At 58.5% G+C, this 23,492-nt stretch carries 20 protein-coding genes and 7 pseudogenes; 11 read left to right on the top strand and 16 right to left on the bottom strand.

Annotation, left to right across the window (positions count from 1 at the left end; genetic code table 11):
• Nucleotides 1–288: 288 nt before the first annotated feature.
• A pseudogene (locus tag DJ75_RS10305) lies at nucleotides 289–981 on the top strand (IS6 family transposase).
• 11 nt (nucleotides 982–992) lie between these two features.
• Here the strand turns inward: DJ75_RS10305 and DJ75_RS19390 are convergent.
• The 10 genes and pseudogenes from DJ75_RS19390 to DJ75_RS10255 form a co-directional block, all read right to left on the bottom strand.
• Nucleotides 993–1,795: pseudogene (locus DJ75_RS19390) on the bottom strand (DUF6036 family nucleotidyltransferase).
• Nucleotides 1,792–2,718, bottom strand: coding sequence for a MarR family transcriptional regulator (locus DJ75_RS10295; protein WP_094524384.1), 927 nt, complete (start codon nucleotides 2,716–2,718; stop codon nucleotides 1,792–1,794). Before DJ75_RS10295 ends, DJ75_RS19390 begins: the two are co-directional and overlap by 4 nt.
• Before the next feature lie 498 nt (nucleotides 2,719–3,216).
• Nucleotides 3,217–3,636: a metal-dependent transcriptional regulator gene (locus DJ75_RS10290; protein ID WP_094524383.1), complete on the bottom strand. Its 420-nt coding sequence runs from the start codon at nucleotides 3,634–3,636 to the stop codon at nucleotides 3,217–3,219.
• A 155-nt stretch (nucleotides 3,637–3,791) separates the two neighbouring features.
• Nucleotides 3,792–4,583, bottom strand: a complete 792-nt coding sequence (locus DJ75_RS10285) for a hypothetical protein (RefSeq protein WP_094524382.1) — start codon at nucleotides 4,581–4,583, stop codon at nucleotides 3,792–3,794.
• 1 nt (nucleotide 4,584) lies between these two features.
• Entirely contained in the window at nucleotides 4,585–5,502 is a 918-nt protein-coding gene (locus tag DJ75_RS10280) for a hypothetical protein (protein ID WP_094524381.1), read from the bottom strand.
• A 93-nt stretch (nucleotides 5,503–5,595) separates the two neighbouring features.
• A complete protein-coding gene (locus DJ75_RS10275; protein ID WP_141212010.1) occupies nucleotides 5,596–6,537 on the bottom strand; it encodes an FAD-dependent oxidoreductase in 942 nt (313 codons plus the stop codon).
• Between the two features lie 3 nt (nucleotides 6,538–6,540).
• Complete coding sequence (locus DJ75_RS10270) at nucleotides 6,541–7,785, bottom strand: ABC transporter substrate-binding protein (protein ID WP_094524380.1); 1,245 nt, start codon at nucleotides 7,783–7,785, stop codon at nucleotides 6,541–6,543.
• Nucleotides 7,786–7,856: 71 nt separating this feature from the next.
• On the bottom strand, nucleotides 7,857–8,615 hold the full coding sequence (locus DJ75_RS10265) for an FAD-dependent oxidoreductase (protein ID WP_094524379.1): 759 nt from the start codon (nucleotides 8,613–8,615) through the stop codon (nucleotides 7,857–7,859).
• A gap of 3 nt (nucleotides 8,616–8,618) precedes the next feature.
• Nucleotides 8,619–9,806, bottom strand: coding sequence for an ABC transporter substrate-binding protein (locus DJ75_RS10260; protein ID WP_094524378.1), 1,188 nt, complete (start codon nucleotides 9,804–9,806; stop codon nucleotides 8,619–8,621).
• A 60-nt stretch (nucleotides 9,807–9,866) separates the two neighbouring features.
• On the bottom strand, nucleotides 9,867–10,877 hold the full coding sequence (locus DJ75_RS10255; RefSeq protein ID WP_094524377.1) for a HEAT repeat domain-containing protein: 1,011 nt from the start codon (nucleotides 10,875–10,877) through the stop codon (nucleotides 9,867–9,869).
• Between the two features lie 442 nt (nucleotides 10,878–11,319).
• On the opposite strand from DJ75_RS10255, the gene DJ75_RS10250 reads away from it, so the two are divergent.
• Both DJ75_RS10250 and DJ75_RS10245 read left to right on the top strand, forming a co-directional pair.
• Nucleotides 11,320–11,916 carry a hypothetical protein gene (locus DJ75_RS10250; protein ID WP_217900384.1) on the top strand — a complete coding sequence of 199 codons (597 nt, stop codon included), beginning with the start codon at nucleotides 11,320–11,322 and terminating at the stop codon, nucleotides 11,914–11,916.
• A 27-nt stretch (nucleotides 11,917–11,943) separates the two neighbouring features.
• Nucleotides 11,944–12,581, top strand: a pseudogene (locus tag DJ75_RS10245) (IS6 family transposase).
• A 929-nt stretch (nucleotides 12,582–13,510) separates the two neighbouring features.
• Here DJ75_RS10245 and DJ75_RS10230 read toward each other — a convergent pair.
• The gene (locus DJ75_RS10230; RefSeq protein ID WP_394338190.1) at nucleotides 13,511–13,858 is read right to left on the bottom strand and encodes a helix-turn-helix domain-containing protein; all 348 of its coding nucleotides are present in this window, start codon (nucleotides 13,856–13,858) and stop codon (nucleotides 13,511–13,513) included.
• Between the two features lie 228 nt (nucleotides 13,859–14,086).
• Between DJ75_RS10230 and DJ75_RS10225 the strand changes: the two genes are divergently transcribed.
• The 3 genes from DJ75_RS10225 (at nucleotide 14,087) to DJ75_RS10215 (ending at nucleotide 17,671) form a co-directional block, all read left to right on the top strand.
• Nucleotides 14,087–14,995: a CPBP family intramembrane glutamic endopeptidase gene (locus DJ75_RS10225; RefSeq protein WP_254921949.1), complete on the top strand. Its 909-nt coding sequence runs from the start codon at nucleotides 14,087–14,089 to the stop codon at nucleotides 14,993–14,995.
• 232 nt (nucleotides 14,996–15,227) lie between these two features.
• Complete coding sequence (locus DJ75_RS10220; protein ID WP_094524372.1) at nucleotides 15,228–16,097, top strand: ABC transporter ATP-binding protein; 870 nt, start codon at nucleotides 15,228–15,230, stop codon at nucleotides 16,095–16,097.
• Nucleotides 16,094–17,671: an ABC transporter permease gene (locus DJ75_RS10215; protein WP_094524371.1), complete on the top strand. Its 1,578-nt coding sequence runs from the start codon at nucleotides 16,094–16,096 to the stop codon at nucleotides 17,669–17,671. The genes DJ75_RS10220 and DJ75_RS10215 overlap by 4 nt, the downstream gene beginning before the upstream one ends.
• Before the next feature lie 21 nt (nucleotides 17,672–17,692).
• On the opposite strand, the gene DJ75_RS10210 is transcribed toward DJ75_RS10215, so the two are convergent.
• Nucleotides 17,693–18,703, bottom strand: a complete 1,011-nt coding sequence (locus DJ75_RS10210) for a hypothetical protein (RefSeq protein WP_094524370.1) — start codon at nucleotides 18,701–18,703, stop codon at nucleotides 17,693–17,695.
• A 183-nt stretch (nucleotides 18,704–18,886) separates the two neighbouring features.
• On the opposite strand from DJ75_RS10210, the gene DJ75_RS10205 reads away from it, so the two are divergent.
• The 3 genes and pseudogenes from DJ75_RS10205 to DJ75_RS19105 form a co-directional block, all read left to right on the top strand.
• Nucleotides 18,887–19,258 carry a helix-turn-helix domain-containing protein gene (locus DJ75_RS10205; RefSeq protein WP_094524369.1) on the top strand — a complete coding sequence of 124 codons (372 nt, stop codon included), beginning with the start codon at nucleotides 18,887–18,889 and terminating at the stop codon, nucleotides 19,256–19,258.
• Nucleotides 19,255–19,317 (top strand): annotated as a pseudogene (locus DJ75_RS19385) (type II toxin-antitoxin system PemK/MazF family toxin); the annotation flags it as partial. The gene DJ75_RS10205 and the pseudogene DJ75_RS19385, both read left to right, overlap by 4 nt.
• 130 nt (nucleotides 19,318–19,447) lie before the next feature.
• Nucleotides 19,448–19,935, top strand: a pseudogene (locus DJ75_RS19105) (RNA-guided endonuclease TnpB family protein); the annotation flags it as partial.
• Here the strand turns inward: DJ75_RS19105 and DJ75_RS10195 are convergent.
• The 3 genes and pseudogenes from DJ75_RS10195 to DJ75_RS10185 all read right to left on the bottom strand — a co-directional run.
• Nucleotides 19,934–20,257 (bottom strand): annotated as a pseudogene (locus DJ75_RS10195) (site-specific integrase); the annotation flags it as partial. The pseudogenes DJ75_RS19105 and DJ75_RS10195 sit on opposite strands and share 2 nt — an antisense overlap.
• Nucleotides 20,254–20,712, bottom strand: coding sequence for a hypothetical protein (locus tag DJ75_RS10190; protein WP_094524368.1), 459 nt, complete (start codon nucleotides 20,710–20,712; stop codon nucleotides 20,254–20,256). The gene DJ75_RS10190 and the pseudogene DJ75_RS10195, both read right to left, overlap by 4 nt.
• A gap of 3 nt (nucleotides 20,713–20,715) precedes the next feature.
• Nucleotides 20,716–21,297 (bottom strand): hypothetical protein, encoded by a 582-nt coding sequence (locus tag DJ75_RS10185; protein ID WP_094524367.1) that lies wholly within the window; start codon nucleotides 21,295–21,297, stop codon nucleotides 20,716–20,718.
• Nucleotides 21,298–21,479: 182 nt separating this feature from the next.
• Here DJ75_RS10185 and DJ75_RS10180 point away from each other — a divergent pair, with 182 nt between their 5' ends.
• The gene (locus DJ75_RS10180) at nucleotides 21,480–22,223 is read left to right on the top strand and encodes an ATP-binding protein (RefSeq protein ID WP_198948032.1); all 744 of its coding nucleotides are present in this window, start codon (nucleotides 21,480–21,482) and stop codon (nucleotides 22,221–22,223) included.
• On the top strand, nucleotides 22,220–22,774 hold the full coding sequence (locus DJ75_RS10175; protein ID WP_094524366.1) for a response regulator: 555 nt from the start codon (nucleotides 22,220–22,222) through the stop codon (nucleotides 22,772–22,774). Before DJ75_RS10180 ends, DJ75_RS10175 begins: the two co-directional genes overlap by 4 nt.
• On the opposite strand, the pseudogene DJ75_RS18230 reads toward DJ75_RS10175, so the two are convergent.
• Nucleotides 22,755–22,853: pseudogene (locus tag DJ75_RS18230) on the bottom strand (IS200/IS605 family transposase); the annotation flags it as partial. The gene DJ75_RS10175 and the pseudogene DJ75_RS18230 overlap by 20 nt on opposite strands.
• Nucleotides 22,854–23,492: the final 639 nt, after the last annotated feature.

The raw sequence follows: 23,492 nt of genomic DNA, 5'->3' as shown, positions 1-23,492 counted from the left end.
CGAAAAATTAAATTTTCATAAGATTATTATCATACTAATATTATTTATATGAAATTCATAGAGAACGGGTTAACAAACTTTATAAAGACATCAATTCCTGATATATGTCAAATTGTGCGCTCTATTCATATTTAAAAACAGAGTATATTGTATTATTAGCCGGAGTTCTGTTTATAACAGCAATAATGTATCTCATGGCGGTGTTGATATAAGATCGAAAGATAAGGCGGTCAAAAAGTCGAGCGGTCTAGGCTCTCGTTCGACCGCCTTAACGGGGATAAGGGTTGTATCGAGTTAGATTTTCTATAGCAAGAGGTGACACCTGAGCCGGGGAAAAAGCTCGGTATCCGGCTTTATTTAGCTAGACAGTCATGTTCTGATTCTATCTCGATTCTTGATATTTTGGGTGTCGATCGGCATCGAACTACCGTCCATCGGTGGACACAGAAGGCCGATCTACAGCCGACAGACGGTACCTGTCCGAATCACGTCGCGGTCGATGAAACCGTGATTCAGCTCAATAGTGAGCAATATTGGCTGTACGCTGCCGTCGATTCCGACACAAACCGTCTGCTCCATGTTCGGCTCTATCCGACGAGAACTAACGTAATCTCTTCGATGTTTCTCTCAGAACTTCGTGAGAAACATCAGGTTGACAACGCGATCTTTCTGGTCGACGGTGCTCCATGGTTACAAGCGGCCTGCCATCGCCACGGGCTACGATTCCAACATGTCACACATGGAAATCGGAATGCCGTCGACAAATCGGTGGCCGTCTCGCTGCTCGAAAAGGGTGGCCGCTATGAGGTCCGATCGGCGTCCGGAAACTGGTACGAAGTCGACGTGATCAGCGAGTCGTGTACTTGTCCGGATTGGCAGCAGCGAGCGCCCGAGGCCGGCTGTAAACACCTCCGACGAGTCGATTACGAAATCAAGCAGGGGCGGGTCCCACGACCTGATGGGTGCCTTCCCTCCCCGTAGTCGTGACCGGACTACTCCATGGGACGGACTGTGTCGCCAATCCGACGGACCCGGTCGAACGTTGAGAGATACGCGAGCCGGTCGTGAACCTCGTCAGTATCCCGCTCCAGTTCGGCGGCCAGTTCGTCGACGGTCATCGGCTCATCGAGTGCCTGGAGGACTTCGATCCCCCGGTAGTACCTATTCGTGAGCTCCTAGACGCGGGCCTCAATCGGCGTGGTCACCCCGTACCGCTCCTCAAGTTCAACTAGAGCCCCGTTCGCGAACGTGGCGAACTGATCGTCCCCCAGGCGTTCGATCTGGGCTTCGAGTTCATGCCGGACGACGTCGTAATCGAGGCCGGCCTGCACGAGCATATTCATGTCCTCGATGTCGTCGTCGCGGCCTGCGATCGCCTTGAACAGGAAGATATCCTCGTTGCTAACCAGCCGGACCGTCAGTCGATCCAGGTTGAGGAACGGCTCACTGCGCTCTTGCATACCGTCGGTGAGCACGAGCTTGTTCGCGACCTGCTGGTTGAAGATATCGAGGCGACACCCATCGTCGTTCTCGACGCAGCTCGTCGCCCCCAGCGCCCGGTAATCTGGATCCAGCGATTGACCTCCGTATACCCGAGGTCCATCAGAACGGCCCACAGCTGGCCGTACACGTCGCCATCTGGGACGACCAGGTCGATATCTTTCGTCGCCCCCTTGAGGTCGCGCAGCGACATCACGCCACCACCGATCAGGTAGACCGTGAGCGGTTCAGATAGCCCGTCCCCGATTCGCTGGAATTCGTTCTCGATGTACTCGCGGCCGAATGTTGGTCTCATTGTGGGAGTGGCACCTCGTAGTCAGCCGCCAACTCCTGGAACTCGTCCCACTCCGGGAGCCGGTCGTCGTCGACCTCGCCGTGCGTCTCGAGGTAGCGCAGCAAGGCGTCGATTTCGTCTTCGAGGCCATACTTCGCCGCCTGCTCTCGGAGGTCCGCCTCGTCGATGTCGACGTGGCTGAGCAGGAGGAGACAGTACGAACGGTAGCGGCTACCGTTGTCGATCAAGAGAGTGTGACAACACAGCTCCGCCGGCGAGACTGCGTCGAGTTCCTCGGAGTAGACGTAGTAGCGGTGGCCGGTGAGTAGGAACTGGAGATCAAACATCGAGAACCGAGGGAGGCCGGTTTCGTGGAATCCGTCTGCGTCTATCTCCGTCTCGGTTTGAGCAAGAAATTCGTCGTAGTCTTCCCAGAGAATCGTGCCCTTCGAGGTAACGGCTTTGAGGCGTTGGCGGTGGAAATGATGGGCGAGTTCACGGGCGAACTCGTGTAGGCGGTCAAAGTCGGCGTTGAACTCGTAGCGGCCGTCGACGGTCCCGACAAGCCCACGGTCGCGAAACCGCTTGAGGGCCCGGTTGACCGTGTTGCGGTAGTTGTCGCTCCGGTCAGCGATCTCGGAGACGGTTCGCGGCTGGTCGAGGTAGTACAGCACTTCGAGTGCCTTCCCGGTCAGCAGTTCGGGGAGGTCGATGTGGGAGTGCTGGCGGACGAGGTTCCGAAAGAGTTGGACGGCGCGAGCATCCGACGGTACGACTCGTTTTCGCCGGCCATCGCGTTCCGTGTAGACGAGCCCCTTCTCGACGAGTTCGGCGACGGCACGAGAGAGGTAACTCTCGCTGTGGTCGAGCTTCGTCGCGAGCTCGGAGATCGTGTCGCCGCGGTCAACCGTGGCGAGGACCTCGAGTTCGATGCGCCGGAGCACGGTGTAACATAGTACGAAACTTGTATATAAAGAAGTTTCGAGTAGTGTTACAGCCAGCAATCGCGAGAACCGCCCCCATCGTCTTAACCAACAAAACTATGGGTTCATGGGCCGTGTTGGTTAACACGAGAGTAGCCGATGTCCTACGAACCCCCGACCCCACCGGCGAACCTCCCGACGGAGATCGTCAACACGCTCAACGAGTCGAGCCCGGAGCCTTCTGCGCTCATTACACTCTCACGCTGGAACCATAGTATCATAAATCTTAATATTACGTGGGACTAAAAATATCTCTTACAGCGCCTTTGTAGCCAAAATTCCGAGACTATGGGTGTATCATTAATGGAATGTATCAATTTTTCGCATCGCCTGAACTTGGGACTGGACCACTGCCGGTCATACGACTTGGTCTCACGCTACCGTACGGCGCCCACTACCGCTTGCTTGTGCTGACCGATATCGGGGTCAGGAAGCATCGCTCATCGATATCGGTTGTAGTCAAGAACTCTCGTAATCGGTCGCTGCCGACGAGTTTGCTCCGTCGGAATGTGATGGGGCGTCCGTCTCAATGGGCAATGTGTTCGCCAGGCGCTCGGCAACGGTCGGACTCACGAGTCCGGCCAGTTCCATCGCCTCCTTCTCGTAGTCGTCTAACTCCAAGAGGCTCCGGAAGAACCACGAGATGGTCACGTAGGTTTCGTGTAGTTCTCCAGCACGCTCGCGCCCTGCGTCTGTTAGAGTCACTCCGTTGTACGCCTCGTACTCAACGAGCCCATCTTCCTCGAGTCGCTGGAACGTTTCAGTGACGGTCGCCGGCGAGCGGTCCAGCGTCTCGGCCACCGCATTCGTCGGGATCGGTGGATCGTCCTGATGACCGAGGATATACACGGCCAGTAGATGCTGTGCGGCTCTACTCATCGTTCGTCCGGCTGGTCTCGTGAGAGAGTGCTGTTCGCCGAATCCTCGCCACAGTCTTCTGTGTCAGCATCAGAACAGTCATCGGGGCCGAACAGTGCAGCGTACACCCACGCCCACGCCTTTGCACGCTGTCGACGAGGTCCCTCACCCATCGGTCATGCCCTCCGGACCAAGTGGTCTCGCACGGTTCGTTGGCAATCTTCACACGTCTCATCGAGCGTCGCGACCGTTGCGAGCACCGGATGGTCGACCGAAAAATCCTGATACAGGTACGGGATGAGGCTTCTGTGACGGATGCCGGCGTCAACACCGTTGTTCGTCGTCTTCTGGAGGAATTCCTGCCGGTCGCGAGCCACCTCCTCACAGTAGTCACGATGGCTGGCCAACGTCTCGTGACGTTGTTGTAGCGCATCGAAGCCGAGGTCAGTCAACGGCGTCTCGTTCGCGTCGACGATCCAGGCGATGATGTCGTCGACCGCTGCATCCGCCTCGTCGAGGTGCGCTTCCTCGCGTTCGAGCGCTTTCTGTAGCGCCGTCGCTTCCGCCCGCCGAGATTGTGCTTCGGCGAGAACCATCCGTTTGAGGTCGGGAGTGAATGAGGCCTCTGTCGTCGGAGCGAGTGCGACTGCGATTGCGTCAGTGAATTCCTCGCGGATCGTTTTCAGCAAAGACTCAGTCTCGTCGATGTCGGCAACGCTGTGAGGGCGAATCGTCTCGGTGAACACCGTTCGGACAGGCCGACAGCCATCGGTACTGGACGCGTCTGCGGAGAGGTGGGTGACCCCACCGGCTGTCGAGAGGCTGGCGACCGATGATGGTGTCTGCTCGGGCTGTAGCTTCTGTACCCGACGGATGAACGTGTCGTAGGCGTCCAGCATCTCGTCGATGGGCTCCCGCTCGGATCGAGCGCGCGTTCGCGCTTGCTGGATATAGGTGTCGACGGCCATCTCACACCTCTCCCTCGATTGGAGCACTCACGAGGCCGTTCTGCTCTCCCGTGTCCGCGAGGCCGAACGTGAGTTGCCAGTCGCCGTCCACGGCGGTCACCTGAACAGACTGTGGGGACTGCTCCGCGTGATGTCGGCAGAGTTCAAGCGTCAACGGTAGCACAGGGAGTCGGCCGTCCTGCGCTGAAAGCGCGTAGCCAGAGATCTGTACGACAACGGCTCCTGAACCCCCATCGAGGTCAACGGAGTACGGCGAGCGCGTGTAGCTCTCGATGACACCTCGTTGCTGGAGCGCGGTCAGGCTCCGCTCGAGTGAATCACCGTCTTCGCTGGGTGACTCTAGTCGTGTCGCAGCGTCGGCGAGAACTTCGGCCTGGTCAGCAGGAAACAGGCGCTCGTCGAGTTCGCTGGCCATGCTCTCGAGGAGACACAGACAGAGTTCGTCGGGATCACCGACGGTCTCGGCGAGCTCGAAGTACGTGTCCATGACGGCGCCCTCGACACTGTCGTATCCCGCTTCGGAGAGCGTCTCGAAGACCGCGCCGGCGACGCGGTGACAGAACTCGACGAGGTCGTGCCGCTCGGGCGTGGCGCTGTCGGTGAGATCGGGCTCGGAGAGCCTGTCTGGTGGGCTGCCTGTCTCTGAGTTACGTTCGTGCGCTACTGTCGTTTCTTGGGCCGTCTCCTCACAGACGATTAGGTCGTAGAATGGGACTTGCGGGTCGTAGCGTTGTAGTGCCGAGCGGTACTGCTCGGTGGCGCGAGCGGCAGCTCGCGCGGTGACCCGATCCGGGAACCGGGTACCGGCCGCTGGGACTGGCCGGTCGCCCATCCGCCCACAACGGAGGTAGTACTGACCGTCCTCGGTCGCGAGGGCTTCGATGTGTTCCCTGATGTCGATGAGTGTTGGGCCGACCATGGTGGTTTGGTGTCTTACGCGCTGTGTTGATCGAGTGGGGGAGAGTCAGCGTGGCGACTCCCGAATCCAGCGGTCACAGCCACGAGATGGCGCTCAGTTTCTGTCATCGGTGGTGTCGAGGCTCGCAGCGTATTCGGAGACGACATCGTCGTCCATCGTCTCGAGCAGTGCCCGCTGTCCGTCACGATCCCGACGCGCCCGCTCGTCGGTGCCGATCTGTCGGTCCAGGAACTCGGATTTTAGATGTTCGAGGGCCGCATCTGCCAAACCGGAGTCCACGTCGTCAACGAGAATCTCGTTTTCGAACCACTCGCGGGTGTGGTCGTCCCACGCTTCATCGCCGGCGTATCGCCCGTCGTGGACGACCCAGTCGACGTAGTGGTCCGCAACGGCAGGCCAGTAGCGGGCGGCGATATCGTCCCGGATCAGCGAGAGCGCTGCGTGCGCACCGTGGCCCGCACTGACGATGGCTTGATGTACCGTTTCGGTCGTCATCCATCCGGCCGCGTACAGCCCGTCGACCGGCGTGCGCCCGTTCTCGCTGTCGACCATCCCGAACGCCTCGTCGGTCTCTATCTCCTCGATGAACGGCTCGAACATCTCCCCGTCGTACGCGGTCGCGGCGAGGACGTACCGGACGCGATAGTCGCCGTCGTCACTCTCTATCTCGAACCCATTCGAATCCAGCGGCTCACCGCCTGCATCTGTCGGTGGCTCCTCGATGTCGACCCGCTCGACGCGCTCGACAGTCTCCTCACGGACGGTCCCACCCTCGTACTCGACTTGTGTTCGCCCCAGTTCGAGAAATCGGTCGGGCGTGATACCGACCGGAAATCCAAGGAAATTCTCGAGGACGGCACATTGCTGGATGGCTGACTTCCCACGAGCGAGGACGAGCGTGTTCAGTCCGTAGCGTGCGAGAAACGTCGCTGCGGACAGCCCGGCCGCTCCGCCCCCGACGACCAGTACGTCGTGATCGAGTGTGGAGTCCGGGGAGTCGGCTCCCGTCGGTCCGATAGTGTCTGTGCGTGCCATGCCTCAGATGTCGCCCGCGATAATGTCCTTGACGCGCCCGCGGTCGAAGAGCTGATTCTCCTCAGGGACCTCCGGGAATGACTCCGGGTCGAACGCACCGAACTCGTCGGGATAGAGCTGCTGTGCGACCATCTCGGTTTGCAGGAGGTTCACGATGGGGCCCTGCTCGCCGTACTGGCCCGGAAACACGCGGCCTTGCTGAACGGCCGTCAGTTCCTGTCCCACGGAGTCTTCCTCCATCGGAGTGACGTACTGCTCCCGAAATGCCTCGGCGGAGAAGCTATCCGTGTCGCCGGTGGTACCGATACCCCAGTGGACGACGATAATCTCCGGGTCCACCTCGAGAAGCGTTTCGTAATCGATCTGCCCGCCGTCTTCCATCTCCTGGGGGAACGCACTCGCGACGTTCAGATCCCGATACGGCTTCATCTCGTACCCATCGTCCTGTGTATTCAACGGGAAGAATTTCCCCTTCGAGGGTTCCGAGCCGCCGTTGACGAGGCCGATCGTCGGCTGTTCGTCGGGCGTACGAGAAGCGATCTCTGACTGCACCTCGTCGTGTAGCGTGGCGAACGCTTCGTATCGCTCCTGTTCTTGGAAGGCGTGAGAGAGCTGCTCGAACGCGCCGTAGAGACTGTACAGTTTGTAATCGTGGAACTCGCGTCGGCGGCGGCAGTTGTTCCCGAAGAACGGCGCGACGTTCTCGATGATCTCCTGCGTGTCGTCCTTGCTCCAGGAGTCGTCCCAGCCGGTCCCGTGGAGGTAGTTCGGATCCATCAGGAACACGTCCGGGTCGAGTTCGTAGAAACTCTCCTTGTCCCAACCGCCCTCGGACCACATCGAGGGGAGCGCGTCCTGGTCCGGGACGTCGATGTCGAACGGATCGAAAAAGAACCCCGGAATCATATTGCCCGCGGTGAGGAACCCCTCTCGCTGCCCCAGCGCGAACGCCATGTCGGCCCAGCCGCCGTTGTAGACCGTCCACGTCTCGGGAACGGCATCGAAGTGGACCTCTCCCGCGGGGACGATGGAAGCGGTGTATCCGGTATCGGTCTCGGTCGACTCCGTCTCGGTCTCGCCGGTTTCGGAATCGGTCCCACTCTCGCCGGTGGTCGTTGGCTCCTCTGTGGCCCCGCTACCGTCACCCCCCGTACAGCCAGCCAAGAAACTCGTACCCAGTAGCGTACTCCCGTACTTCAGATAGCCTCTACGTGTCGATCCGGTATCACTGCTGTCGTGAGCAGTCATACGTTTTAGGCCAGCCTAAAAATTAAAAAAACTATCGATGGGGCTCTACTGAGAGACCCTTCGCGTCGCCTCTACCCTCCGTCCGAATGGCTCCCCTCGTTTTCGAGACGCGGGTGCGTTTCTTGTTCGTCCGGGTGGGGCTCGGCAAAACGCTCACCCATTACGTCGAGCGAGCGCGCTTCGCGGTCCGCCCGCTCCGCCTCGTCGATCTCCTCACAACCGGGCGGCAAGTCCCGCCCACGGTCTGTAAAGTAGCCCTCGGGCGCGACCCAGTCGTGGTAGAACGGCCGCTCGTCGTCTTCGAGGATCGTCACGCCGACCTCGGCGCCGTGGCCGGCACAGACCGCTGCTTGGTGTGGCTTCTCGGCGAGCCGACCGGCCGAGTAGAGGCCGTCGACGCCGGTGCGCCCGCGCTCGTCCGTGTCGAGGAACGCTTTCCCGCGGTCGCTGATGCCGACGCCGTCGACGTCGGCCAGATAGCCGACCGCGTTCTTCGTCGCCGCGACGACGTACTCCGTACGGTAGCGGTCGACGGCGTCGGTCTCGACGGCGAATCCCTCGTCGGTATCTTCGACACTTGCGACGGTCGCGGTCACCTGCTCGCAGCCTGCTCCGGCCACTTGTTTTTCGAGGAGATCGAGTAGCTGGCGGCCGTTGACGCCGGCGGAGAAGCCGGGGGAGTTCTCGAGGTGGGCGTTCCGTCGGAGGATCGACTCGCCGGCGGCAACGACGAGCGTATCCAGCCCGTGTCGGGCGGTGAAGACGGCTGTCGACAGGCCGGCAACACCGCCGCCGATGACGACGACTTCAGGTGGGCTGGTCGTGCTCATTGGTCAGACGTCGCCGTTGATGATGTCCGCGACCCGCTGACGGTCGAACAGTTCGCCCGTGTAGACCTCGGGGAAGTACAGCCTCGCGTAGCGCTCAGTCAGGAACAGGTTATGTAACGGCCCGGAGTAAATCGGCCCACCACGGAACACCATGTCGTTCTGGACAGCAGCGAGTTCCGAAGCCGCCTCGTGGTCTTTCATGAACGCCAAGACAGTGTCTTCGAACTCCCCGTGGCTCTTGTTTTCGTGTCCCCGGACGAGAATGGAGTCTGGGTCGACTTCGAGCATCGTCTCGTAGTCGATCTGACCCCGATCGGTCGTCGAGAGCCCCTCGACTCCCGTGTCTGCGAGGGCGTCGCTAAGGCCGAGATCGCGGAAATGCTTCTTGTTCGCCCCTTGGTCGCTCAGCCGGTAGGGGTAGAACGCCTCCGGCTCGTTGCCCGCAGCGAACGTCAATAGCGCGTTCGGTCGATCGTCTGCTGGAGGAAGATCGGCTTGTACCCGAGCGATGAATTCGTCGTGGAGCTGTTTAATCCGGGTGAACTTCTCTTCTTCTTGGTAGATATGGGCGGTTTTTTCGAAGGCCTCGTACAGCGTGTAGTACCGATAGTCGTGCCACTCGTCGGTTCGGCGGAATATCGTGTTGCCGACGAACGGCGCGACGTTGCTACTGACTTCCTCGACGTCGGACTCCTCAAGCTTGAACGAGCCGTTGTTGATGAGCCACTGCGGATCGATGAGATGGATATCGCCGTCCAGCTCGTAGAAGAGCTCCTTGTCGACGCCGCTGTCGCTCAGTCGCGTCAGCGACTCCGCGTCGACGCTCACACCGTCGAGTTCGTCGTAATGACTGGTGTGGAACCGCGATGGCAGTCCCATCGAGAGGATCGAATCGCCGTGGCCGAGCGCGACGGCCATGTCGGCGTAGTCAGGGAAGTAGTGTGTGACCCGCTCTGGGGGCTCCTCGAACTGCACCTCCCCGACCGGAGCCATCTCGACAGTATATGAGCTGTCTGTCTCTGTCGATGTCTCCGTCGTCGACTGATCGTCCGCGCTCGTCTCGTTCGGCGTCGAGTCGGAATCGGACTGGCCCGCACACCCGGCGAGTAGTCCGCCGCCAATGACTGCGCCGCCGTACTTCATGTAGTCACGCCGTGTCGGTGCCTCGTGACCGCTGGAATCGTCTGTCATATGCTTTAGGCCCACCTAAATATTGAAAAACGTTCCGAATTTTAGGCCGGCGAAAAAATGTCAGCGAGGAGTACCGCACCGCGGACACATCGGCGGCCCACTCTCCGGCAGATCGAGTCCGCAGTGCGGACATGCGTCGCCGTCAAGGGCGTTCATTTCTTCGACTACTTCGTCCGTCCCGTCTCGAATCGACTCGATCGTGCCGACTCCATCAGGAGTCCCGCCAGATCTTTCGGTGGCTAACTGCCGCCGACAGAACTCTAGCCGGTCGGTCAGGAAGGTCGGTGGGTCCTCGTGCTTGGCCTCGACATCATCGAGGTCAGGCCCCGACTCGACTCCGGGCTCTGACGCTGCGAGTAGTCCAAGCGCTTCGGCCGCCCGCCCCTGCACGTACGGGTCCTCATCACCGAGTCGCCCTTGGAGCGGTTCCGCCGCCTCGGCAAGCTTTTCTGGATACTCACACCCGACGACCACCAATGCCGTACAGAGGTGATACCGGACGAGTTCGTTTTCATCGCCGAGGTGCTCGGCCAGCGAGTCGACCTGGTGGCGGAGTCGAGCCGGATCGCCGAGCGCGACGTACGCCAGCGCCTTCGCGAGTTTCTCTTTGACCTCGGGTTCGTCGAACTCCAGTCCGATGCGGAGGTCGGCCAGCGTCTCTGGATCAGTGACTTCCTCGAGTGACTCGACTGCGACGTAGCCGAGTGCTTCGGCACTCCTGGCACGGACATAGTAGAACTCCTCGTCGTCGGCCAACCGCTCGGCGAGTGCGTCGACGGCAGGCAGGACGGCTGCCGGTTCGGACTGCGCGAGCGTGACGAACAGCTTCGCGGTCGTCAATCTGACTGCTCGATCATCATCGGTCAGGAAGGTGGAAAGCGGGTTAGCGAGCTCTTCAAAGGAGAGTGGCAGGTCTTCAGCGGCGTCCCGAACCGCTCTCAACGCACGCTTACGGGTCTCAGTATCAGCTGCGCTGAGTCGGTCGAGACACCCCACTGTCCCTTTATGATCTTGTTCCTCGAGAAGAGTAGTCAGGCGGTCAGGCGGTGGCGGCTGATCTGGGTCACTCATTGATCTGTTCGGATATGTTACTGGCTTTCACGACCAATCGCTTCAATCCGGTGGTTCTGCGCTGCCCTGCGAAGCCTATACTGAGCGTCTCTATTGAGGAAAGGTGCTGGTGCAGGCGAGACTGCGACCACCTCTATGCTGCCGACACAAGCGCGCATCAATGTCGGAGACGCTGGACCCGCTCTCGGACCGTGCCTGCCGGATGACCGACGCCTAAAACACAGGAATCGAAATCACTGAACGGCTGCGAGACGGTGACTCCCTGCTATTGAGCGTTGTAGATACTTCAATCCAGACGGAATACCGCAGCGATAGCTATCCAGAGTGGCACCCTGCTCCACACTCCTTTCTCGGAATGGTTCGGCTCCCCATCTACCGAGAGGCAACAGGTGAGAGCTATCGAGCGCTAGCCCGGTACCAAGAACTTGCCGAACCACTCGATTTGGAACACATCCCCGATGAATCCGTGTTGTCCCGTACGTGGCGGAAACGCTTCGACGACGGCGTTCGGGAGTTCGTCCAGGTTGCTGCGCACTTCGTCATCAAACAATCTCACGACCGCGAGTTTTCAGCTCCCGCTGTCCGGTCGAAAGCCGAGATCGTCGACGAAGTGGACCTCTCCACTGATGACGAGACGGCTGGCTGTGAATTTTCCGACAAGCAAATCTACCGGACGACTCGACTCACTCGTGATCACGGCTTCGATGAGTTTGATTCCGGTCGCGCTGCGAACACGACCTACGAAGACACGCAGTTCTTCGAATTACAGACGTTCACGGGAGTGGTCAACTGCGGGACACCGCAAGGAGCGGATCGGTTTCAGTATCGACACGGTTCGGACAGCAGTCCACACGGCGATACGCATCTTAGAACGATCAAACAGTTCACGCAAGGGGAGCTGATCGATGGATTCGATACAGTGGCCGATCGGCTGCTCGCGGTCATCGAATCCGAAGCATCGTTCCGTCGGCCGGTTACCGTGCGGTCGACATCACGACTATCCCCTATTTCGGGGTGGTGTTCAGATAAAGATGAATAGTGAGGCGGTGTGTTTTCTGAGTGGTTCATGCCCGAAAACACACGCCTCACCGGTAGTATCGACCAGATCGAATTAGGTTTTGTGGAACGCGAAGCGACACCGAGATTGCTCATGAAACTCGGTATTCAGCTTCATCTTGCTGGCCTATCACTTTCAAATACAGTTTCTATTCTTGGGATATTCGGTGTCAAACGTGCTCGGTCAACCGTTCATAATGGGGGTTCACAAAGCCGATTTACAGCCCGAAGGTGGTCGGTGTCCGGATCACGTTGTGGTTGACGAGACTGTGATCCGACTCAACGATGAGCAATATTGGCTGTACGCTGCCGTCGATTCCGAGACAAACGAATTACTCCATACAAAGCTTGAACCGACGACAACGAAGGTTCTCGCTCATTCGTTTCTCACGGAACTTTCCGAGAAACACGACGTCTCCGACGCCGTGTTTCTCGTCGATGGATCGCACTCGTTACAAGCTGCGCGTCACCGCCACGGCTTCGATTTCAGATACGAGAAACATGGAAATCGGAACGCTGTCGAACGTATCTTCAGAGAAATAAAACGCCGAACTATCTGTTTCGCATACCGTTTCAGCAACGCCGAAGCAGAAAACGCCGAACGACTGGCTCAGTTCGTTCAGCTTCGCATGGAATCAGCTCATCTGAACACGATGTACAGCACCGACAACAGCTGAAAAAAGGACGAACGGGATCACAGCGACCTGTCGCTTAGTTACATTCATACTCGTATCGTCCCTTCCCCCGGAAAAATCTCTTCGGGTGTTCAGTTCGCACATTCATCTGACGGTTATTTTGACGCTGACGAGGTGAAACAAATAACGATCAACTGCTGCATGCAACCTCTGTATCTCGCACGGCGATCATATAAGAACTTAAACATTTCAACAGAGCCACCTCTGAGGATCTCAGCAGAGCTGGACGAGTGAATATCTGGATTATCGCATTCTACAGAGTCGCTATGCCACGGTAATCGCGTACAGTACGACACTCAGGCCGATAACCGTCACGAGACCCCGTACGAGCAAGACAATCCCATTCGCCCCGCCAGTCAGGTCAGCCAGCATAACAGCCACGTACACCCCTGCCGTTAGCAGACCGATACCGATGGCTAACGCCCGCATCTTTGGAGAACTGTTTCGTTGGTATCCCCGATAGGCCAGCGTAGCGACAAACAATCCAACGAGAGCAGTCACGCTACGGGTGATCGACACCACACTGAACGGTTCCATTGCTAGCACACTCGCTACGATCACCGCATCTCACCTCTGTACACGATCCACAGGATCGTACCTAATCCAAATAGCTCACAGCCACTGACGAGTATCGACCGACCGACGGTCCCAATATCGGTCGCCGTGGGCAACCCGACACGGAGCACCTCGGGCACCGTAATCAGGAAGATGAGTCCCACCGCGAGCCAGAGCATTCCGCGGTGAGCCGGTCCTTGACGGTAACCACGAATTAGAACGACGGTAATAGTCAGTGACAGCACTACAGAGACCACAGAAAGAACGAGTACACCGAGTGCGATGAACGGGTCTGTTCCAGCTGCCTCCAACTGTAAGAGGGGCATATCAGGACAACCCCTCGAATAGATCTGTGAAGCGGTCGGCAGGGTCGGTTGCCGAGCGCGTCACTGCTACTTCGCAGCTCCCATCAGCGAACGTGACCGTGACTGTCTCAACCGTAGCTGTATACCGCTTGTAGTGATGTCCGTCGGGGTCAAGTTCCTGCTGTTCAGCCACCAGCTCTGCTTCTTGTAACCGGTTGAGACGGCGGTACGCCGTCGCATCAGACATGTCACAGGCTGCACAGAGTTCATCGGCTGACATCGGTTCAATTGTGAGGTGAGCGAGGATCGCTCGCGCGTACTCGTCGTCGAGTACCGCCAAGACGGCATCCTCGTCCTCATCCATACACATCCCAGATCCGGGTAATAGTAAAAAGCCTGCTACGACTTCTGAGTTGGAAGCCGTGCCTGTGGTGATACGTCTACTGTGCCCCTTGGTGTGAATATGTCGTTACAAACGACACTTGATCGAACGGTACCGAATCGACTGCAACAGGGGTGGCGAATTCTCACCAGCCCAGTTTGGAATCACGATTCGAAACGGCTCCGCGCACCGCTACGTGCGCTGCTGCCACTCGTGATGACGTTTCTCGCCTTCGGAGTTGTTGTGACAGTCGTCCGAGGTCGGTTCGAACACCCACTACGAGAGGTGCTCGAATTCAGCCTGATGGCCGTGGTCCTCGTCGCAGCTGTGCTACTCGGAGCACGACTGTTTGACCGTCGACCGGCAGCAGAGTACGGGCTAGCGTTAGACAGCGAATGGCTACGATCGTTCGCCGTTGGTGGGTTCATCGGGATTGTAATCAATGCCGGAACGTTGCTCATCGCGATTGCTGTCGGATGGGCAACCGTAACCGGATTCTTTCAAGGGTCCGATTCCCTCCCGTTCCTGTCAGCGATGCTTTTGGTGCTCGCATATACCGGCGTCCTGGCATCGTGGGAAGAGTTCATTTTCCGAGGAGCGATGCTGAAAAACCTCGCCGAAGGTGCCGATGGATACGTTCCACGATGGGTTGCCGTCGGCATCGCCCTCCTCATCAGCACTGGCATCTTCGCGTTCATGCACAGCGGCAAGGTTACTGGACCCGGTGGCTACAGCTATTACTTGCTGGCTGGGCTTATTTTCGGCTGTGTGTATGTTCTAACAGGGGACCTCGCTCTTCCGATGGGATTTCACGTGTTCTATAATTTCAGTATGAGTGCCGTATTCGGTCTCGGAGTCTCACAGCAGACTCCCGAAGTTTTTGTTCTCAATGTTAGCGGGCCGACAGTCTGGATCGGCGAAGAGGGGATCCTCAGGATGCTTTTCGCAGCCGTCGGTGGGCTATTGCTTGTAGGCTACATCCGTTGGCGGGATGGCTCTCTTGATATCGATCACCGTATTACGCAGTGGACACCGAGAGCTGAAAACTCCGTGGGGGGCGAGAAGCCGGTGCTGAAAACACTCACTCGCAAACTGATCAGGAGTGAAATCATTGAACGTGCATAGTCTAAAGAATGCTACTCCACCAGGGGATTCACTCAAACGCATCTTTGAGCTTCGAGAACCACTTTGCATGATTGTGACGAAGCCTTCGTATGATTAATTCCGTCCACCAGTATCGGCGGTTGCTTGCGGGTAGATTCATCGGTGGGACCACTGGCTTAACGGGATGTCTAAGCTTCAGCAGTGATTCCACAAGCACAAATTCCGAGACAGAACTCACGGTTTTGGCATACAAATGAACACGCTTTCTGTCGAGAACTTGGGGAAGCGCTACGGAGACACCTGGGCCGTCCACGGGATAGATCTCACGTTTGAACCCGGAGTTATCGGACTACTCGGACCGAACGGTGCAGGAAAGTCGACACTCATGCGGCTCATTACGACCGTTATTGAGCCTACAGAAGGTGCAGTCTACTGGAACGACACGGATACGACAAAGGTTCCACAGGCAATTCGCAGCATTGTCGGGTACCTCCCGCAGTCGTTCGGCGTGTATCCGAATTTGACTGCCGGTGAGTTCCTCTCGTATCTCGCTGCGATTCGCGGAGTCGGTAACGCTGAAGCCCGTATCGACGACTTGCTGGAACTGGTTAACCTCTCTGGGGCCCGAGAGCAACGCCTCGGTGAGTTCTCTGGCGGTATGCGCCAGCGCGTTGGAATTGCACAGGCGCTCCTAGCCGATCCGGATCTGCTCGTCGTAGACGAACCAACAGTTGGACTTGACCCTGAAGAACGCGTGCGATTCCGTAACGTCTTGGCCGATCTCGCGGACGAGCGGATTGTCATTCTTTCTACCCACGTCGTCTCTGATATCGAAGCGACAGCCAGCGACATCGCGCTGCTGTATGGCGGTGAAATCCTCGCTCACGACCAACCGGCCGACCTCCTTGCGGATGCCGATGGTGTGGTCTGGGAGTGGGTCGTTCCTCAGTCGCGCACCGAGGCCATCAGAGCCGACTACACGATCAGTAGTGCCACCCGCGGCAGAGACGGCGTTCGCGTCCGCGTGGTCAGTGAGACAGCGCCAGCACCCGAAGCCGAGAGCGTTGCGCCAACGTTAGAAGATGCCTATCTGCATGCGGTCGGAGGACACCCCCGGCCATGAGCTGGTCTCGTGATGCAGCCGCTGTCGCACTCGCAGATTTTCGAGAACGCTCCCGCACGTCGAAGCTTGTCGTCATTCCGGTCGTGTTGGCGTACTTTGCAAAGCTAGTCACCGTCGATTCGACGCTTGTCGTCGGCAATACGTACACCGGTGTTCCGACAGCCGCGTGGTACGGCGGGTTGGTCGCAGGTATCGGGACGACGGTGTTGCTGTTGTTCGGCTATCCGCTCGTTCACGGCAGCATCGCCTATGATCGTACCACGAATGTCGCTGAATTCGTAGCGTCTGCACCGTTGTCAAACAGTAGCTACCTCGTCGGAAAGTGGCTGAGTAACTTCACACTCCTGGCTGTGGTCACGACGCTTCTGTTCGGCGCGACCGCCGTGTCATTTCTGCTCCAAGGAACCGGCCCGTTCAATCTGGTCGATATGGCTCTCCCATTCATTTTACTGACACTTCCGACGATGGCAGTCGTGGCTGCCGCTGGTGTCTGTTTCGAAACGCTAGGTCCTCTCCGAGGCACTGGCGGGACCGCCCTCTACTTTTTGCTCGCGATTGCAGGCGTTATCGGTAGCATCCCACCTGAGTCCCCGGTTGATCTGACCGGCCTCGTGGCGTTGCGCCAGAGTATGGCGTCGTCGATCGCTGGCCAGTATCCGGGTTTTGAGGGCCCAATCGGTTCATTCGCGTACACAGATACTGCGACCGGCATGGAGATGTTCCGATGGGCCGGACTTTCGGTGGGCCCCGCTCTGGTCTCGCGTCTACCAATCTTTGTCATTATCGGTGGCTTGCTCGTCGTGAGTGTCTTATCGTTTGACCGGTTCGACGATACGCAAGCGTGGTCGTTTGGGCTGTTTGATCATGGATCATCAGACGCTGAAGCAACAGCCGAGCTGCCGTCTACTCAGTTGACCGAGATGTCTCGTTCAAGTTCTGACAGCGGTCCCTCGCTCGCGTCTGTCACGGCTAGCGGATTTCGTCTGCAGCGGGCATTCATAGCTGAGCTGAAAATGGCACTTCGGGGCCGGCGACGACACTGGTATGTCGGTTGTATCGCCGCTCTCGTTGGTACGACTGTCGCCCCTCTCGGATCTCTCCGACCAACCGTGGTTCCGATCGCGTTGCTGTTGCCGCTCCCAGTGTGGTCACAATCAGGAGCACGCGAACAGATACACAGAACTCAGGAGCTGATTTTTGCCACCAGTAACCCGCTTCGACTGTTGGCAGTCTCGTATCTTGCCGGTGTCAGTGTCGGAACGGCCGTGATCAGCCCCGCGCTCGTTCGGTACGCTCTCGTCGGGAGTTCAATCGGGCTGGTCGGTGCAGTCACAGCGGTGCTGTTCCTCCCGGCGGCCGCTCTCGCCGCGGGCGTCTGGTCGGGTCGCCCAAGCCTGTTCGAGATCGGATATCTGGTAGCGTGGTATCTCGGGCCGATGAACGGACTCGGGCTGCTCGACTACGTCGGTGCCACGCAAGCCCCCGGATCTATTGCGATTCAGATCGGGTACTTGACCGCCGCAGTGATCGCACTCGTTATCGCTTCGATTGGTAGACGCCGGCAACTCGCGTAATCGAATTGGGTGCGCGCTGCGTCACGGCGTCACGATCAGGTCAAACCGATAGATTGTGTCTTGGTACTCGGCGACGACGTTTCGAAAATCAACTCGATCCTCGTAGCTATCTATTGGTTCAAGATCGCTGGCGATATTGAGTGCCTCTAAGACTTCGGAGAGACCGTCTGAGGGCGGTGCTCCCTCCTCGTACCGTCGCGGGTCTTCGCTGATCGCGTCGTCAATTACACTCCGTGCGGACTCGGAGAGACCGCTGGACCTCAGGTCGTGTTCGACGATTTCGGTTCTCGCGTACTCGTCGAATTCGCTGCGTGACTGTGTGATCTCGGTGACGGTATACGTCCACTTTGGAACCTGAACCCTTCGTTGCTCCGTAACTGGCCGGAAGTACGCTTCATTAACCTCGACAAAATCAAACGGAGCCGACGGGATAAGATCACTAGCGTCGGGATCGAGGCCGTGATGGAACTCCACGGTTTGCAACTCGTCGAATTCAGGATCACCGAGGAATCCATCGTTTCCAGCATAGACCGCGTCAAGTGCTGCGTCAAGCACTCGTTCGTCTTGTGTTGACAGATCGAACGGACGAGTTTCAATTGTCGCGTCGTCAGGTGGCGTTTCATCGGTCCGCTCGACTGCAAAATGCCATCGTTCACGCTCAAGCCGCCGTTCGTCAGCAATCCGGACGTGATAGAAGCTATTGTTTCGCTGGCAGAATGTCGGGTACGGCTTCGCCTCTCTTCCCCACTCGTCCCGTCCTACGAGTGGCCACTGTTTGATAGTAACACTGCCCTGATCAAACAGTTCCGAAACGTACTGCGCTTTCATTTCGGCAGAAAAATCGACTCGCGTCACAGCTTCGATCTCCGTCAGGTCGGGCTTTAGATACGGCCGACCGACCGACGAAAGGTCCAGTTCGTCTGCAATAAGCGCGTACTCATCGAGACTACCTGAATTCAAACAACCGGCAGTTGAGGTCGTAACTGCGGAAGCGCCGAGCAGTTGGAGGGCGCGGCGGCGGGAACAATACATGTTCGGGCAAAAATACAATCCTCAAAACAAATTCTTTGTGGTTGATGTCTACACCTCATCGACGGGCGGACATGGGAACTTCCTCGAGCCGTCTTTCTACAAGCAGGGAATCCCGGCATTTAGAATTTTCGGGGCTTTCACACCTAACACTCATTACGGTTGACACCGTATTTCTGCTCAACGATGTCCATCGACCGAGATACCTTCGAGAAGGCGAGCGAGGACGAACTCGAGGAACTTTCCGTCCCGGATCAGGTCCTCGGATTTCTCGCCGCCAACGATGATCGCGCGTTTAAGGCCCGCGAAATCGCCTCTCAGATCGGTCTCGATGAGGGCGCGGTCAGCACTGCGCTCTCGAGACTGAAGGACCGCGATCTCGTCGAACATAAAGCGACGTATTGGGCGATAACCGACGACACAGAGCGACTCGACGGCTACAGCGGGTACGAACGAGCGACCGCCCTGTTCAACCAGCAACTCGGTACTGAGGACAAGGAGTCTCGGCGCGAACACGCACCCGAGGAACCGCATCCGAGCGTCGAGGACGAACAGTGACCGACGAAGAGAGACCGATTTTCGAACGCGGCGACGTCGTCTACGGAGATGATCCGTTCAACTGAAGCGGTAGCGCGGAGTTCCCTTCCTCAAGGAGCGACCGAAGGGAGCGGAGTAGGGAGGGGAGGAGCGCGTTCGTATCTGTCACAAACAATAGCATATAAATAGCCACTTGTTCACATTGAATACGTGGCAGACGACTACGTGCGTCGGACGGCAATCACTCACCTCTCGGTAGATGGCGAGCAACGCGAGTTGCTTGAGGAAACCATCTCCGAGTGGAAGCGTGGGTGCCAACTCGCCACGGACATGGCGTGGGGGAAATGTAGCGCCAAGAGCGACGTACAACCCCTCGCCTACGACGACGTGCGCGAACACACCGACCTCGGAGTCAGCACGCGATCCTCGCCACCCACCAAGCCGCACAAGCCATCTCCGGCTGCCTCGAACGCCGCTCGAACGGCAAGCAGGTCAGCAAGCCCACGTTTACCGCACCCACGGTAACGTACAACACTCGAACGATGACGCTGTTCGCTGACGATACAGTGTCACTCTCCACGACGGAGAGTCGCGTCCGATGTGAACTTGCGCTTCCTGTAGCCGGGGATGGCTACCAACGACAGTATCTCGACTCCAACCACTGGAGCGTCACGGAAAGCACACTCACCGCTCGTGACACCACGCAGAGATATAGCGGTAATAGGTTTGTATCGTGTTCTGCTTGAGTCCCCGATCTCCGCCGAGATGTCGGGCGTACTCCCGGAAGACGCGTTCGTCGAGATCGTCGAAGGTCGGCTCGCGGTCGACGTCGTCGGGGACGATCCCGGTCCAGTCGTCGGCGCCGCGGTCGCCGGCGGCCCACTCGGCGAACCGGTCGAGCTCGCGTGCAGCGTTACGTCGATAGTTCCCACCGTCGCCGCCGCGGCCTTTCCCCTTGTCTTGGAGGTAGCGCTCGAAGGAACCCGTGAGTGACTGATCAGCGCGTTCTCGGGGTGTCATGGTTCCTCGTTAGCGTACTGGTAGGTCGGACGAATGTCCTCAAGGAGCTCTTCGACCATTTCCCAGAGAATCAGAGAGGGAGTCTCGTGTTCGAATGTGATCCCCCAGCGGTCCTCCGTATCGGCGACTGAGTACTGGAAGTGCGTCCGTCCCAGATCGGGATGGTCTTCGTCCTGGTGCCAGTCGGCGTGAAAGCTCGTGTTCGGGTCGGTGTAATTGATACGGAACCAATCGTGTGGGTCCTGTCGATACCACTTGACGGTCAGTTCCGGCGAATCGGGGCCTGTCGGGGGATCCAGGCGGGCCGGATCGAAGATCGCCCGCAGCTGCTTTGCCTCGATATCGTCAGGAACGTACTCGACGGCCGTGACCTGTGGAACACGGTCGAGGACGTCTCGCTTCAGCTGGGCGTAGAGGTTCGCGTTCGGATCACCACCTGGATGTGGAACCGACATTCGTTAGCTGCTGGCCTCAGCGGGCTCTGTCGTCGGCGCGAGGAAGTCCCATTCGCGGATGGCGAAGCCGACGATCTGGATACGCCGTTGAAGATGCTCCCACTCGCGGGCGATCTCACGGCGACGGTCCTCTTCGTCGGCATCGAGGGACTCCTCAGCGAGCGTGCCGCGAAGCTGGTTCGGCGACTCGACGCCGAATTCGTCCTCCAAGTCGCGGATCTGCGCCTTCATGTCGGCGAGACGGTCCGTGAGCTCCTCGACAGTGTGTCCACTGTCCCGGAGGCGCATCGCCTCCTGCATCGTCTGACGCCGGTAATCGGGGTAGTACGTCGTGTGAGTACCGCTTTCGTCACGGTGGAGGATACCATCGTCGACGAGCCGTTCGAGGACGCGTTTGGTCGGCTCGTGTGACCAGCTCGCTTCGGAAGCGATCCAGTTGACTGTCCGCGGCTCCGACAGTTGCCGGGCGGTCATCCTCACGCGGTCCTCACCCGTGGTCTGGCGTTCAATCAGGCCCTCGGAGTTCGATTCGTCTTCGGTCATACAACACCGTTCGGGCTTTGTCTTAATATAGATTGAGGTCATTAGTCTTATACCGAATTCTATTCTTCGCCATCGCCTCGACCTCAGCTAAGGGTAGCCAGAGCAAACTCGGAGCCCGGTCTTGGTGGCTCTACCCTTGGTGGAAGCGCCGTCCTGAGGCGATTGCAGCATTCCTGCTTCACCGACGGCGGCGGGGTACTTCAAAAGTGGTCGTGATTATCTGTGTGATCAGGGACATCTCAGCACGGAAGGCCCGCGAGCGCGAACTCGAACTCAAAGAACGGGCGATGGACGAAGCCAACGTCGGGATCCAGATCACCGATCCCACGAAGGCGGATAATCCGCTGGTCTACGTCAACGACGGGTTCGAGCGGATGACTGGCTACACTCGCGAGGAAGCGATCGGGCGCAATCCGCGATTCCTCCAGGGAGAAGACACCGACTCCGAACAGGTGGCGCAACTCCGTGCGGCGATTGACGCCGAGGAGCCGACGTCACTCGAACTCCGGAACGAGCGGCGCGATGGAACGGCCTACTGGAATCGCATTTCGATCACGCCGGTGAGAGACGAGGACGACGTCCTACAGAACTACATCGGTATACAGCAGGACGTCACGGAACGCAAGGAGCGCGAGAGACAGTTCGAAGCGAGGAAAGACCTCCTCGGAGAGATTTACGAGACGACGACCGACTCGGAACTGACCTTCGAGGAGAAACTCTCGGAACTTCTGGAAGCCAGCAGGGACTACTTTGACCTCCCCTATGGTTTTCTGACGCGCATCGAGACTGGCGAAGAGACGCCGCTCAATCACGGGCAGGGGCTCGGTCTGTGGATGGTTCGGATGATCGTGACTGGGGCCGGCGGTGACGCGTCGGTCGAGACGACAGATGACGGAACGGAGGTGTGTTTACGGGTGCCGGCCAGCCGAACAGTGGGTAGCGAACTGTCTGTCGAGACGCCGAGATGACACCTGGGCAGTCGAACCGGGCAGTCGTCCTCGTCGTCGAGGACGACCGGAGCGTGGCCGACCTGTATACCGAGTGGCTCGAGGGGTGCTACGACGTCGAGACTGCCTACGATGGGACCGAAGCCCTCGAACAGCTGGACGAGACCGTGGACGTGGTGTTGCTAGATCGGATGATGCCCGGGCTCGCGGGGGGCGAAGTTCTCGAGGCGATCCGGGATGCCGATGTCAACCCTCGGGTCGCGATGGTTTCGGCTGTCACCCCCGACCTCGACGTCGTCCAGATGGGATTCGACGCCTACCTCGAGAAACCGGTCGATGCCACAGCGCTGCACGAGACGGTCGACCGGATGCTGGCCCGCGCCGAGTACGACGAGAAGCTCCAGGAGTTGTTCTCGCAGATCGAGCGACAGGACACGCTCGAAGCAGTGAAAAGCCCGGCCGAACTCGAGACCAGCGAGGAGTACCGCTCGCTTACCGACCGCCTCGTGGCGGTGCAGAGGGACGTCGAGTCACTGTTGACTGAACTCCCGGACGATGACTTACCACGTTGACGAGTACCGACTGACGGTACTTCGGCAACCACACTATGTGCTAGTTGAGGTCGTAGCTCGCGTGCCGTGTGGTCTTCATCCGTGCTGTACATTATGCTCCGTCGTCATGTTAATACTCCTGATGAACCGTGGGAAATCCAGACGTGGCGTCGTCGGTGGATGTGTAGGCTATTGCCCGCTTGACCCCCGCCTAAAGACGGGGGTATGCGCTCGTGTCTGTATCACGAGGAAATCACCTCTCGTGACTGGGACAGGACAGACGCGTTCTACTGTGTGTCTGGCCAGTACTGTTCATTGTGAGCTCTGAGCCGGCGCTGAGTCGCTGATCCTGATACCATGCGCGGTAACTCTCGTAGCAACGGCAGATGGAACTGACCACACTGTCTCAGTGGGCACGGTTACCTCATCGATCGCTAGACAGACGAGTTTCCCTTGTCCCCGCCGCGCCGCAATAACAAATTCAAACTGGCGTGATAGGTTGTCAGTCGCTGTCACGTGGACCGTTGAGAGCCCGTTCGCGCTCTCCCATGTTGTCGTGTCGACGACGCTGAGATCGCCTGCGGGAGTGACAGCAGTCGAGCCACAGGCTGGACAGGACCCTTCGTGCGGGGCCGTTCCGAGGTACCCGTAGTCGGTCTCACACGCAAAGCAGTGTTCCATGGTCTGTGACTAGTATCGGTCCACGATCGTCTCTGCGATGTGTGCCCGACCGGAACAC

Source organism: Halorubrum sp. Eb13 (assembly GCF_002252895.1).
Lineage (GTDB): Archaea > Halobacteriota > Halobacteria > Halobacteriales > Haloferacaceae > Halorubrum.
This window is presented reverse-complemented; position numbering and strand designations above follow the sequence as displayed.